Genomic DNA, 12,591 nt, shown 5'->3' with positions numbered 1-12,591 from the left:
GAAAAGGACTTGTTGCGCTTTCGCAGCCGTGCCTGTGGTATCCGGTCAGCAAAGGAGCATGGCCGTGACCCTTCATCAGATTCCGAACACCATCAAGACCGACTCGTTCTGGATGCCGTTCACGGCCAACCGGCAGTTCAAGAAGGCGCCCCGCCTGTTCTCCTCGGCCGAAGGCATGCACTACACCACTGTCGACGGCCGCAAGGTGATCGACGCCTCCGCCGGCCTCTGGTGCGTCAATGCCGGCCACGGCCGCAAGCAGATCGCCGCCGCCGTCGAGCGCCAGCTGATGACGCTGGATTTCGCACCGTCGTTCCAGATGGGCCATCCGCTGGCATTCGACTTCGCCGAGCGTCTGGCCGAGATCGCGCCGAAGGGCCTCGATCGCATCTTCTTCACCAATTCCGGCTCCGAGTCGGTCGACACCGCGCTGAAGATCGCGCTCGCCTATCATCGCGCCAACGGCCAGGCGAGCCGCACCCGCCTGATCGGCCGCGAGCGCGGCTATCACGGCGTCGGATTCGGCGGCACCTCGGTCGGCGGCATGGTCGCCAACCGCCGCGCCTTCGCCACCCTGCTGCCGGGCGTCGACCACATCCGCCACACCCATGATCTCACCCGCAACGCCTTCGCCAAGGATCAGCCCGAGCATGGCGCCGAGCTCGCCGATGATCTCGAGCGGCTGGTGGCCCTGCACGGCGCCGAGACCATTGCTGCCGTCATCGTCGAGCCGGTGCCGGGCTCGACTGCGGTGTTGCCGCCGCCAAAGGGCTATCTCCAGCGCCTGCGCGAGATCTGCGACAAGCACGGCATCCTCCTGATCTTCGACGAGGTCATCACCGGCTTCGGCCGGCTCGGGACGCCCTTCGCCGCCAACTTCTTCGGCGTCACGCCCGATATGATGACAACGGCCAAGGGCATCACCAACGGCACCATTCCCTGCGGCGCCGTGTTCGCAAGCCGCAAGGTTCACGACGGCCTGATGGTCGGCCCGGAGAACGCGATGGAGCTGTTCCACGGCTATACCTATTCGGCGCATCCGGTCGCCTGCGCCGCGGGCATCGCCACGCTCGACATCTACAAGGACGAAGGCCTGCTGACGCGCGGTGCGTCGATCTCCGAATACTGGCGCGATGCGCTGCATTCGCTGAAGGGCCTGCCCAATGTCGTCGATATCCGCAATTGCGGCCTGATGGGCGCGGTCGAGTTGTCGCCGCGTGACGGTACGGTTGGCGTGCGTGGCTACGACGTCATGGTCGACTGCTTCAATCGCGGGCTGTACTTCCGCATGAGCGGCGATAGCTTTGCGCTGTCGCCTCCGCTCATCGTCGAGAAGAGCCACATCGACGATATCGTGTCGATCCTCGGCGATGCCATCAAGCGGGTGGCCTGATAATTGCTCTCGCCGTTGCGGAGTTCCCTCTTGCAGCGGCGAGCGTGATGCCGCGGGAGTTTGACCAAGCGTGAAAGTTCTGATCCTCGGCAGCGGTGTCATCGGTGTCACCTCTGCCTACTACCTCGCGCGTGCCGGCCACGAGGTGACGGTCGTCGACCGTCAGCCCGAACCGGCGCTCGAGACCTCCTTTGCCAATGCCGGCGAGGTGTCGCCCGGCTATTCCTCGCCCTGGGCCGGTCCCGGCGTACCGGTGAAGGCGGTCAAATGGCTGCTGATGAAGCACGGCCCGCTGGTGATCCGGCCGAAGCTCGATCCCGTGATGTGGGTCTGGCTGCTCAAGATGCTGCGCAATTGCACCAGCGAACGCTACGCGATCAACAAGAGCCGGATGATCCCGATCGCGGAATATAGTCGCGATTGCCTGCGCGACCTGCGCCGCGACATCGGCATTCAATATGACGAGCGCTCGCAGGGCACGCTGCAGCTATTCCGCTACCAATCGCAGCTCGACGGCACCGGTGAGGACATCGCCGTGCTCAAGCAATACGGTGTGCCGTTCGAGGTGCTCAGCCGTGAGGGCTGCATCGCGGCCGAGCCGGCGCTGGCGGGCGTGAAGGAGAAGTTCGCGGGCGGACTGCGTTTGCCGCAGGACGAGACCGGCGACTGCCACATGTTCACGCAGGCGCTGGCCAAGCATGCCGAAGCGCTCGGCGTGCGCTTCATGTTCAACACCAGCATCGACCGCATCGTCACCGACGGCGGGCGCGTCAGCGGCGTCGTGACCAGCGCCGGTATGTTGCAGGCCGACGCTTACGTGCTCGCGCTCGGAAGCTGGTCGTCGCGGCTGGTCGCGCCGCTCGATATTTCGCTGCCGGTCTATCCCGTGAAGGGCTATTCAATCACGGTGCCGATCAAGGACGCTTCCGGCGCGCCGGAATCGACCGTGATGGACGAGAGCTACAAGGTCGCCATCACGCGCCTCGGCAATCGCATCCGCGTCGGCGGCACCGCCGAAATCTCGGGCTTCTCGAGCCAGCTCTACGAGGCGCGGCGCGCCACGCTCGATCACTCGCTGACCGATCTGTTTCCGCGCGGCGGCGATCTCTCCAAGGCAACGTTCTGGAGCGGTCTGCGCCCGATGACGCCCGACGGCCCGCCCGTGATCGGCCCGACGCAATACGCCAACCTTCACCTCAACACCGGCCACGGCACGCTCGGCTGGACCATGTCCTGCGGCTCCGGCCGCGTGCTCGCCGACATGCTGTCGGGCAAGAAGCCGGACATTGATGTGAGTGCGCTGACGGTGGACCGGTACAAGTACCGGTTCGGTTAAGTTCAATCCTCCCGTCATCGCGAGCGAAGCGAAGCAATCCAGACTGCCTCCTCGGAAAGACCCTGGATTGCTTCGCTGCGCTCGCAATGACGGCCGCTACCCCGTCCCCGTCACGCAATTTACCCACAGCACCACCGCCTTGGCATCCTCGGCCGGATTCGAAAACCGGTGCGGCCTCCGGCTTGCAAACCGAAAACTGTCGCCCGTCTTCAGCGACCATGTCTCGCTGTCCACCGTCAGCATCATCTCGCCTTCGAGCATGAGGCCGGCTTCTTCGCCGTCATGGGTGTAGAGTTCGTCGCCGGTGGAGCCGCCGGGCTCCAGATGTACCAGGAATAGATTGAGCCGGTTGTCGGCGCTGGCCGGGCTCAGCAATTGCTTCGACACGCCGGTGCGCCAGAGCTTCAGTTCGGGCCGTTGCAGCCCGCGCGTGACGATTTGGTCGGATGCACCGTCGGCGTTCGGGCTCGCGCCGAACAGCGCGGCGATGCCGACGCCGAGCACGTCGGCGAGCGTGGCCAGCACGCGCAGCGACGGCGACGACAGGCCGCGCTCGATCTGGCTGAGGAAGCCGATCGAAAGCTCCGTGCGCGAGGCGACCGTCTCGAGCGAGAATTGCCTGATCCGCCTGAGATCGCGGATGCGGCGGCCGACCGCGACATCCATCGCCGGCTCGGCCGATTTGGCGACAGCCCTGGTGCTGGCCTTGGCTTTCACCTTCACCTTTATCTGCACCTTCTTCGCCGGCTTTGCGCCGGCCGGCCTGCGCATTCTCTTGCCACCGCTCACGTCAAAACCACTTCCTTCATGTGCATGAAAACCGCTTGCAACGGCCGCGAAAGTGTGACCAAATTTTCATACTGGTGAAAATAGGCCGAAACGGCTTGGCCCGCAACGTCTGCGATGACGAGATCTGCGAGCGCCGCCATCGGCCGGGCCCAAGGGGGATGCGATGAAGCGTTTTGGTCTCGCCGCGGTCGCGGCACTCGCGATTGCCGCAGCAGCGCCGGCTTCGGCGCAGCAAGTGCTGAAGGTCGGCTCGACGCCGACAGGCATTCCCTTCACCTTCCTCGACACCAAGACCAATTCCATCCAGGGCATCATGGTCGATCTCGTCACTGAAGTGGGCAAGGATGCCGGCTTCAACGTGCAGATCGAGCCGATGCAGTTCTCGGCGCTGATCCCGTCTCTGACATCGAGCAAGATCGACATCATCGCGGCCGCGATGTTCATCACGGCCCCGCGCAAGGAGGTCGTCGACTTCTCCGACCCGATCTACGCCTATGGCGAAGGCCTCGTGGTCCCGAAGAGCGACACCAAGGCCTACGCCACCCAGGACGATCTGAAGGGTGAGACGGTCGGCGCCCAGGTAGGCACCGCCTTCGTCGACGCGCTCAAGAAGTCCGGCCTGTTCGCCGACGTCAAGGCCTACGACACCATCCCCGACATCCTGCGCGACGTGAACACCGGCCGCCTCAAGGCCGGTTACGCCGACTATCCGATCCTCGCCTACAATCTGAAGCAGGGCGGCTTCCCCGAGGTGCGCCTGGTCGACGGCTACAAGCCCGTCACCGTCGGCTCGGTCGGCATCGGCGTGCGCAAGGGCGAGACCGCGCTGCTCGGCAAGATCAACGCCTCGCTCGCCAAGCTGAAGGCCAACGGCACCATCGACAAGATCCTCGATAAATGGGGCCTGAAGGCACAGGGTTGATCGCCAGCGGCCAATCGATGAAGGCTGATCGATGAAAGGCTTCTGGCACGACGCGGCCGAATTCTTCCCGATCCTGATGAGCGGCGTCGTGCTGACGATCGTCGTCACGATCGGCTCGCTGCTGCTCTCGACGGTGCTTGGCCTCGTCTGGGCGATGATGCGGGTCTCCGGCATCCGCGTCCTGTCGCTGCTCAGCGCCAGCCTGATCAACGTGATCCGCGGCATTCCGATCATCGTGCTGTTGTTCTACCTCTACTTCGTGATGCCTGATCTCGGCGTCACGCTCAGCGCGTTGCAGGCCGCGATCCTCGGGCTCGGCATCGCCTACTCGGCCTATCAGGCGGAAAATTTCCGCGCCGGCATCGAGGCCATCGACAAGGGGCAGATCGAGGCGGCGCAATCGATCGGCATGGGCTGGTGGCTGACCATGCGCCGGGTCGTGCTGCCGCAGGCGGTGCGCATAGTGCTGCCGCCCTACGGCAACGTCATGATCATGATGCTGAAGGATTCCTCGCAGGCCTCGACCATCACGGTCGCCGAGCTCGCCCTTCAGGGCAAGCTGATCGCGTCCTCGACCTTCAAGAACACCAACGTGTTTACGATGGTTGCGCTGATGTATCTCACCATGAGCATTCCGCTGATCCTGCTGGTCCGTCACTTCGAGAAGCGGGCCGGCAAGAAATGATCGAGCTGACCGACGTCCACAAGAGCTTTGGCGAGAACGAGGTGCTCAAAGGCATCACGGCGTCCGTCCAGAAGGGCGAGGTGGTCTGCATCGTCGGCCCCTCCGGCTCCGGCAAGTCCACCATCTTGCGCTGTATCAACGGTCTCGAAAGCTACGACCGCGGCGAGATCAGCGTCGAGGGATTGAAGGTCGACCGCGACGCGCCGTCGATCGTGCAAGTCCGCACCCAGGTCTCGATGGTGTTCCAGCGCTTCAACCTGTTTCCGCACCGGACCGTGCTGGAGAACGTGGTCGAAGGTCCGCTCTATGTGAAGAAGGAGCCGCGCGCTGCCGCATTCGAGCGTGGCCGCGCGCTGCTCGCCCAGGTGGGCCTTGCCGAGAAAGCCAACGAACATCCGCCGCAGCTCTCCGGCGGCCAGCAGCAACGTGTCGCGATCGCGCGGGCGCTGGCGATGCAGCCCAAGGCCATCCTGTTCGACGAACCCACCTCGGCGCTCGATCCTGAATTGGTCGGCGACGTTCTCGGCGTGATGCGCAAGCTCGCCGACGACGGCATGACCATGGTCGTCGTCACCCACGAGATGGGCTTTGCCCGCGATGTCGCCGACCGCGTGCTGTTCATCGACGGCGGTGTCATCGTCGAGCAGGGGTCGGCGAAATCGGTGCTCAACCAACCGCAGCATGCGCGGACGCAGGATTTTCTGCGCCGCGTGCTGCATCCGCTCTGATCGGTCTTCGCCATGACCACGCGCCTGCCTCTGCCGCCGTCTCTCTATGCCGACACCGCCGTTGCGCCGGTGGCCACGCCGCCGCTCGAGATCGACAAGAGGGTCTCGGTCGCCATTATCGGCGGCGGCTACACCGGGCTGTCCACCGCGTTGCATCTGGCGGAGCAGGGCGTCGAGGCGCTGGTGCTGGAGGCGCAGGAGCCGGGCTGGGGCGCATCCGGCAATAATGGTGGCCACACCAATCCGGGACTGAAGCACGACCCCGATCAGATCGAAGCCGATTTTGGCGTCGAGCTCGGCCGCCGCATGGTCGCCTTCTCATACGGCACGACAAATTTCACCCACGATTTAATCCGCCGCTACCAGATCCCGTGCGAAGCGCGGCAGAACGGTACGCTGCGCGCGGCCTATAACGAGGCCAGCGCCGCCGCGATCGAGACAACCGCACAGCAGTGCATCGCCCGTGGCATGCCGGTGTCGTACCTCAATCGCGAGCAATTGCGCGAGATGACCGGCACGGATCGCTACATCGGCGCCATGCTCGATACCCGCGGCGGCGATCTGCATCCGCTCAGCTATGCCCGCGGCCTCGCGCGCGCCGCGATTTCCGCCGGCGCGAAGGTGTATGGCGAAACACCCGCACTATCACTCCGTCGCGAAGGCAGCCGCTGGCGCATCGAGACGCCGCGCGCGGTGGTGCATGCCGACAAGGTGCTGCTCGCGACCAACGGTTTTACCGACGATCTCTGGCCGGCGCTTCGCCGCACCATCGTGCCGGTGTTTTCCTCGATCGCGGCCACGGCCCCGCTGTCTGACGACGTGGCCCGTTCGATCATGCCGGCGCGTCCCGTCCTTTACGAGAGCGGCCACATCACCGTCTATTACCGCATCGATCAGCAGAACCGCCTCTTGATGGGCGGCCGCGGCCCGATGCGCTGGATCAGTTCGCCGCGCGACGTCGCCTATCTCATGCGATACGCCGAGCGGCTATGGCCACAGCTCAAGGGCGTTGTCTGGACCCATGGCTGGAACAGCCGGCTCGCCATCACCAAAGATCATTACCCACATGTGCACGAGCCCGCGGACAACATCCTGATCTCACTCGGCTGCAACGGCCGCGGCGTCGCGCTCTCGACGGCCATGGGCGCGCAGCTCGCGCGGCGTCTGATCGGCGGCGCCAAGACCGAGATCGACATGCCCGTCACCGGCATCAAGCCGATCCCGATGCATGCCTTCTGGCCGGTCGGCGTGACGACGGCAGTGATCGCTGGTCGCGTGCGCGACCGGCTGGGGATCTAGGCTCAGCCCTCCGCCACCGCGTCGGCCCAGGGCTGGAAGATCTCGACCGCGCCGGAATTGGTGTCGCCGTCGCGCATCACGACGCTCGGGCAGGCGAACTTCTGCGGCAAGGACTGCACCCGCGCTTCCTCATAGTCGAATCGCGCCGCGAGCATCTCGCGTGTGTCCGCCGGCAACCTGGTATCGCCGATCACGATCGCGCCTTCGCTGGCGTCGATGCGCGGTTGGTGGATCGCGGCATCGAGATCCATGCCGAAATCCATCGCAAACGACACGATCTGCATCACCGACGGCAGGATGCGGCGACCGCCGGAGGCGCCGACCGCGAGCCGTCTGCCGTCCTTGGCCTCGGCGATGACGGGCGTGTAATTGGTGAGGCAGCGCTTGCCAGGGGCGAGCGAGTTGGTGGTGCCCGGCGTCGGGTCGAACCACATGATGCCGTTATTCATGGCAATGCCGGTGTGCGGCGTGACGTATTTCGAGCCGAAGGATGACAGCAGCGTCTGCGTCACCGCCGCGATATTGCCGTGGCGGTCGACCACGGAGAAGTGCGTGGTGCAGGCGGGCGCCAGATAGTCCGCGCCGAGCGAGCGCTTGCCATGGGCATCGCCCATGTCCTTGAGCCGCTCGCGATAGGCCGATTGCAACGCGGCGGCATATTCGGCGTAGGCGGCTGCATCGGGCGCGCTTCCCGGCTTCAGGTTCTGCTGCAACAGGCGCAGCGCATGCGCCATGGTCGGTCCGGCCGTCAGCTCCGGCGTCGCAAACACCTTGCCGCCGCGATAGGGAATCGCCAGCGGATCGCGCAGATGGGCTCGGAACGCGGCGAGGTCCTCCACCGATAGCGCGCCGCCGTCAGCCTTGATGTCGGACGCGATGCTTCTGGCGAGGTCGCCCTGGTAGAAATCGCGCGGACCGGCGTCGGCGAGGTGCGCCAGTGTCGCCTTCAGCGCGTCCAGCGGCAGCCGCGTCTCGGACTTGATGCCCCATGGCGCGCTCGGCGGCAGGCCATCCTTCAGGAACGTGGCCGCGCTTCCCGGATAGCGCCGAAGATCGGCCGCCGATGCCGCGATCGTCAGCGTGGTCCACCAGTCGACCAGCAGGCCTTCACGGGCGAGGGCGACGGCCGGCGCGACGAGATCTTTCCACGGCAGCCTGGCGTGGCGGCGATGCGCCTCCTCCATGCCGGCGACGACTCCGGGCACGGCGATCGAGCCGGGGCCGTGGATATTGCGGTCGTCCTTGACCCGCTGCCAGGGAAACAGGTCGGAAGCCGCACCTTCGCCGCTGAGTGGATAGTCTGCGGTGCGCAGGCTTTGCGGCGCGCACATGCCGTAGTCGATCACCTCATAGCGATTTTCCGCGGCACGGTAGAGCACCATCGCGCCGCCGCCGCCCATGCCGCTGTTCCAGGGCTCCAGCACGTTGAGCGCGAAGGTGGTGGCGACGATCGCATCCACGCAGTCGCCGCCCGCTGCCAGCACTTGCGCCCCCACTTCGGCCGCCCGCCGCGATTGCGCGGCGACGATGCCGCCTTTGGATGTGATGGCGGGCTTGCGGACGGTTTGGGCGTGGCTGAACTGGTGAGGCATGATGATGTCTGTGTGCTGTCTTCGGTTTGGCTTCGTTGCGCTGAGCTCCGCATTCGGCGGAACGCGCGAAGAATGGCACATCGCCCCCACCGAGAACATCGAAAGGGCGGCGTGGCATGGCTGGTGTGAAACAGGCGGGGGAGGCGCAGTCGGCAAGACGTAGATGCCAAGACGAGAATGCCCGGGACAGGCCCGGGCATGACGCATTGAGAAACCGATCAGTGGGAAGCAGGAGCCGCAGGGCTCAGCGCGCGCGATCCAGCCGGCTGGCCTGATACTTGGCGTGCCATTTCGGGCCAGGCCCGCGCATGTAGTGAAGCTCGGGGCGGTAGGGATTGCCCGCGACCCGCATCAGCGTCTGCCATTTGCTGGCGACGAAGTTCAGGGGCTGGCGGAGCAGGGTCAGTGACGCGAGCAACATGGCATCACCTCAGTGCGGCTTGCCGAGCATGGCAGTGAAGGGGAGATCGAAGATCTCCTCGCCGTCGGAGCCGCTGACATGGATCACCCAGTCGCGCCAATCCTCAGCGCCGGGCGTCAGGATCATCGCGTTCATGATCTGGGCGGCACGGTCGCGCGCCTCGGTCAGGTTGGTCACGGCTGTGCCGCTGCGATCGATCAGCGTGCCGTCCAAGTTGGAGCAGTGAAAATAGACCTGGACCATATGCGTCTCCTATTGGGAGCGATTGGGACGGCAAACCGATACCATTCCAAGCCTTCGCGAAACATTCGGGTCGAGCCCGGTAAGGGAATCTACGGAGATTGGTCGGCGCCAAGCCCCCTGCCGGTTTGATCACAAGCGGGTGTTGATCAACTGGACGGCATTCCCACGGCATGGAACAACCCTGGACGGAAAGTCCGGGAGGCGCCGTGAACCACCTCACATTCTGGCGTGAAAGCCGAAGCCTGCGCGCATGCGCGGGCGCCTTGGTGGTCCTCCTGACCCTCACCTCGGTAGGCTCATCAGAACCGGTCCGCAAGAGCGGCTATGCGATCGGCACGGAGACCTGTGGCAGTGTCGATCTGGCTTTTCCCAGAATCCAGATCGACATGAAGGCGGGATTTTGCGCCGGCCTCGTCGCCAGCGAGGAGGATCGGCTGAAATTCCCGCGCTCGATCATCCAGGTGCCCGGTCGTGACCTGTTCGTGGTCGCCGACATGGCGGGCTGGGGCCATACCGATGGCCGGCTGCTGTTGCTCGACCCGCGCGCGCCCCAGGGACAGCGGTTCAAGGAGCTGCTGACTGCAATCGAATATCCGTTCGGTCTCGTGATCGGCCCGGACAAGAAGCTCTATGCCTCGAGCACGGAGACGATCTTCCGGTTCGATCCGCTCGCCGACAATCCGCGCGACACGGTCGAGACCATCGTCCGTCACATGCCCGGCCGCCGGGTCACATTGCCCGATGGCACAAAGCTCGACGAGAGCGCGCATCCACTCAAGCAGTTTGTCTTTGATAAGAACGGCCGGCTGTTCGTCAACATCGGCTCGCACAGCGACGACTGCATCACGCCGGCGCCGATCACGAGATCTTGCGCGGCGGCCGAGGGCGCTTCCGCGATGGCGTCGATCTGGCTGTTCACGCCGCCCCCGGGCGGTATCTTTCCGGCGTTGAAGCCTGGCGAGACCGACCCGCCGCACAGCGTCTATGCGCGCGGCCTGCGCAACTCGATGGCGCTGGCACTGCATCCGAGCTTCCCCGATGCGGGCTATGCTTTCCTGCAAGGCGAGAACGGCCGCGACCTGCCCGATATTTTCAAGCCGAACGAGGAGATCAACGCGATCGAGCCGGGCAGGCATTACGGCTGGCCTTATTGCTACGATCTGTCGACGCCCAGTCCCGAATTCAGGATCGTGTTGCAGTCGGGGGTCTACAAAGCGCTGTGCACCGCCAACGCTCTCTACAAGGCGCCGTTCTCGCTGCTTCCACCGCACGGCGCGCCGCTCGCGATGCTCTATTATCACGGGGCGAAATTTCCGGAGCTCGAAGGCAAGCTGCTGGTTGGCCTGCATGGCTATCGCCCGACGGGCAGCCGCGTCATCGTCTATGACGTCGACGACCACGGCTTCCCGAAGCCCGTCCCGGCGCCGGTGTCTTATCATGTCAGCTGCGCGGCCGATCCGACCCACAGCTTTCAGACCGAGGGCGGCGACGTCGCCGCCGCGCCGTTCGAGGAGCTGATCGCAGGCTGGCACCGCGTCAACGGCGCCCGGCCGCAAGGCGCCCCGGTCGGCATGACGGTCGCGGAGGACGGCGCCATCTGGCTGGTCGAGGACAAGAACCAGACCGTGATCCGGATCGACCGCGCCGCGGGCGATGCGCCGCCGCCGTTGCCCTGCGACATGCGGAGCCAGGCGCTGATCGATCAACTGGCGGTCTTCGTGGCCAGGGACGCGCCGAACAGCGTCCGGCTCACCAATTTGCGCAAGGGCCTCGTCGAAAAGCATTGCGTCGGCTGTCACTCGGATTTCGGCCTGAAGCCGGGCCAATCTGACGCTCAGAAGGACGCGACGGTGCTTCGCTTCATGCTGGCGCAGGATGGCTGGATCTATCCTGGTGATCCCGACTCCGGCAAGTTGCGCACGCGGCTTCGCGGGGTAGGCGCGGAGAAGCTGATGCCGCCGGGTGGCGAAGGCCTGCCGAAGGCCGAGCCTGGTTACACGCGCCTGCTCGACACGGCGGATCTGCTGGTGTCAAAAATGGTTCCAGGCATCCGGATGCGGATCAGGTCCGGCCCGCCGCAGCGCAAGTTCTTTGGCAAAACCAACAAGGAATGCGGCGAAATACCGGCCGCCAAGGTCGTCGTCGTGACACAAAGGAACGCTGTAGACAAACCCGGCTTCAGCCGCTTCTTCCGGCCGGCCGATCCCTATCTGAATGGCGAGTGCAGCGACGGCGATGGCTATTACATCCGGCAGGAATTTCTGGTGCCTGTGCAGTAGCGTTGTTCTCGTCCTTGCGACGGCACCGGTCCGAGCGGAAACGAAACTGTTCGAAAGCGTGCAGGTGACGCCATCAGGCGAATACACGTTCGGCATCGAAGGGCCGGCCGCCGATCTCGACGGCAATCTCTTCGTCGTCAATTTCGGCAAGCCCGGCACCATCGGCAAGCTGCCTGTCGGCGGCGCGGCGTCCGAGCCGTTCACGGCTTTGCCCGAGGGCAGCGCCGGCAATGCCATCCGCTTCGCGCGCGACGGCACCATGTTCATCGCCGACTACAAGAAGCACAACATCTTCGCGATCCCGAAGGGATCGACCGAGCCGGCCATCTGGTTTCACTCCGACGAGATGAACCAGCCCAACGACATCACCATCGCCCGCGACGGCACGATCTACGCGAGCGATCCGAACTGGAAAGGTCGCGAAGGCCACATCTGGCGCATCGCGAAGGGAGCCGACGGAACGGTGCAGGGACAGCTCATGTCGGCGCCGCGCGCGATGGGCACCACCAACGGCATCGATCTCAGCCCTGATGACAAGACGCTCTATGTCGGGGAATCCAGCAGCGGCCAGATCTGGTCCTACACGGTCGGCGGCAACGAGCTCACCAATCCAAAACTCGTCAAGGCGTTTCAGCCCGACACCGTCGACGGCCTGCGCACCGACGTGGCCGGCCGCCTCTACGTCGCGCGCATCCTCAAGGGCACGATCACGTTGATGAAGGCCAATGGCGCGGTCGAGCGGGAGATCGCGCTGAGGGCGAAGGAGCCGACTAATCTTGCCTTCGGCGGCCGCGACGGCAAGACGATCTTCGTCACCCAGCGTCAGGGCGGCTTCGTCGAGGCTTTCCGCACCGACCAAGAGGGCCGCGAGCACTGCCTTCAGCGCGGGCGCTGCTGAGCTTCA

The 12,591-nt window shown here is 65.0% G+C and carries 12 protein-coding genes; 8 read left to right on the top strand and 4 right to left on the bottom strand.

Annotated features, from left to right (window positions below):
• Positions 1-58: 58 nt before the first annotated feature.
• Positions 59-1,393: an aspartate aminotransferase family protein gene (locus tag IVB40_RS29015; protein ID WP_247817070.1), complete on the top strand. Its 1,335-nt coding sequence runs from the start codon at positions 59-61 to the stop codon at positions 1,391-1,393.
• A gap of 70 nt (positions 1,394-1,463) precedes the next feature.
• Entirely contained in the window at positions 1,464-2,729 is a 1,266-nt protein-coding gene (locus IVB40_RS29010; RefSeq protein WP_247817069.1) for a D-amino acid dehydrogenase, read from the top strand.
• Between the two features lie 96 nt (positions 2,730-2,825).
• Here the strand turns inward: IVB40_RS29010 and IVB40_RS29005 are convergent, their stop codons facing one another.
• Positions 2,826-3,500, bottom strand: a complete 675-nt coding sequence (locus IVB40_RS29005) for an XRE family transcriptional regulator (protein ID WP_247817068.1) — start codon at positions 3,498-3,500, stop codon at positions 2,826-2,828.
• Between the two features lie 181 nt (positions 3,501-3,681).
• Here IVB40_RS29005 and IVB40_RS29000 point away from each other — a divergent pair, with 181 nt between their 5' ends.
• The 4 genes from IVB40_RS29000 to IVB40_RS28985 are packed head-to-tail and all read left to right on the top strand — an operon-like array spanning position 3,682 to position 7,152.
• Positions 3,682-4,440 carry an ABC transporter substrate-binding protein gene (locus tag IVB40_RS29000; RefSeq protein ID WP_247817067.1) on the top strand — a complete coding sequence of 253 codons (759 nt, stop codon included), beginning with the start codon at positions 3,682-3,684 and terminating at the stop codon, positions 4,438-4,440.
• Between the two features lie 31 nt (positions 4,441-4,471).
• A complete protein-coding gene (locus IVB40_RS28995) occupies positions 4,472-5,125 on the top strand; it encodes an amino acid ABC transporter permease (RefSeq protein WP_007600584.1) in 654 nt (217 codons plus the stop codon).
• A complete protein-coding gene (locus IVB40_RS28990; protein WP_247468427.1) occupies positions 5,122-5,853 on the top strand; it encodes an amino acid ABC transporter ATP-binding protein in 732 nt (243 codons plus the stop codon). Before IVB40_RS28995 ends, IVB40_RS28990 begins: the two co-directional genes overlap by 4 nt.
• Positions 5,854-5,865: 12 nt before the next feature.
• Entirely contained in the window at positions 5,866-7,152 is a 1,287-nt protein-coding gene (locus tag IVB40_RS28985; RefSeq protein WP_247817066.1) for an FAD-binding oxidoreductase, read from the top strand.
• A 2-nt stretch (positions 7,153-7,154) separates the two neighbouring features.
• Here IVB40_RS28985 and IVB40_RS28980 read toward each other — a convergent pair whose 3' ends face one another.
• From IVB40_RS28980 to IVB40_RS28970, 3 genes are all read right to left on the bottom strand, one after another.
• A complete protein-coding gene (locus IVB40_RS28980) occupies positions 7,155-8,744 on the bottom strand; it encodes a gamma-glutamyltransferase (RefSeq protein WP_247817065.1) in 1,590 nt (529 codons plus the stop codon).
• 244 nt (positions 8,745-8,988) lie between these two features.
• On the bottom strand, positions 8,989-9,165 hold the full coding sequence (locus tag IVB40_RS28975; RefSeq protein WP_197031156.1) for a hypothetical protein: 177 nt from the start codon (positions 9,163-9,165) through the stop codon (positions 8,989-8,991).
• Between the two features lie 9 nt (positions 9,166-9,174).
• Positions 9,175-9,408: a hypothetical protein gene (locus IVB40_RS28970; RefSeq protein WP_007606355.1), complete on the bottom strand. Its 234-nt coding sequence runs from the start codon at positions 9,406-9,408 to the stop codon at positions 9,175-9,177.
• A 206-nt stretch (positions 9,409-9,614) separates the two neighbouring features.
• Here IVB40_RS28970 and IVB40_RS28965 point away from each other — a divergent pair, with 206 nt between their 5' ends.
• Together IVB40_RS28965 and IVB40_RS28960 are read left to right on the top strand one after the other, a co-directional pair.
• Positions 9,615-11,687 (top strand): PQQ-dependent sugar dehydrogenase, encoded by a 2,073-nt coding sequence (locus tag IVB40_RS28965; RefSeq protein WP_247817064.1) that lies wholly within the window; start codon positions 9,615-9,617, stop codon positions 11,685-11,687.
• Positions 11,644-12,585: an SMP-30/gluconolactonase/LRE family protein gene (locus tag IVB40_RS28960; RefSeq protein WP_247817063.1), complete on the top strand. Its 942-nt coding sequence runs from the start codon at positions 11,644-11,646 to the stop codon at positions 12,583-12,585. The genes IVB40_RS28965 and IVB40_RS28960 overlap by 44 nt, the downstream gene beginning before the upstream one ends.
• Positions 12,586-12,591 lie beyond the last annotated feature (6 nt).

Origin of the sequence: Bradyrhizobium sp. 40 (assembly GCF_023100925.1) — a bacterium.
Classification (GTDB): domain Bacteria; phylum Pseudomonadota; class Alphaproteobacteria; order Rhizobiales; family Xanthobacteraceae; genus Bradyrhizobium.
Note: the sequence above shows the minus strand (reverse complement) of the source record. Positions and strands in the feature narration are given on the sequence as shown.

Coding starts and splice junctions, on each gene's coding strand:
- IVB40_RS28990 (WP_247468427.1), top strand. CDS start 5,122: ATGATCGAGCTGACCGACGTCCACAAGAGCTTTGGCGAGAACGAGGTG.
- IVB40_RS29015 (WP_247817070.1), top strand. CDS start 59: ATGGCCGTGACCCTTCATCAGATTCCGAACACCATCAAGACCGACTCG.
- IVB40_RS28995 (WP_007600584.1), top strand. CDS start 4,472: ATGAAAGGCTTCTGGCACGACGCGGCCGAATTCTTCCCGATCCTGATG.
- IVB40_RS29005 (WP_247817068.1), bottom strand. CDS start 3,500: ATGCGCAGGCCGGCCGGCGCAAAGCCGGCGAAGAAGGTGCAGATAAAG.
- IVB40_RS28960 (WP_247817063.1), top strand. CDS start 11,644: ATGGCTATTACATCCGGCAGGAATTTCTGGTGCCTGTGCAGTAGCGTT.
- IVB40_RS28985 (WP_247817066.1), top strand. CDS start 5,866: ATGACCACGCGCCTGCCTCTGCCGCCGTCTCTCTATGCCGACACCGCC.
- IVB40_RS28980 (WP_247817065.1), bottom strand. CDS start 8,744: ATGCCTCACCAGTTCAGCCACGCCCAAACCGTCCGCAAGCCCGCCATC.
- IVB40_RS28970 (WP_007606355.1), bottom strand. CDS start 9,408: ATGGTCCAGGTCTATTTTCACTGCTCCAACTTGGACGGCACGCTGATC.
- IVB40_RS29000 (WP_247817067.1), top strand. CDS start 3,682: ATGAAGCGTTTTGGTCTCGCCGCGGTCGCGGCACTCGCGATTGCCGCA.
- IVB40_RS28975 (WP_197031156.1), bottom strand. CDS start 9,165: ATGTTGCTCGCGTCACTGACCCTGCTCCGCCAGCCCCTGAACTTCGTC.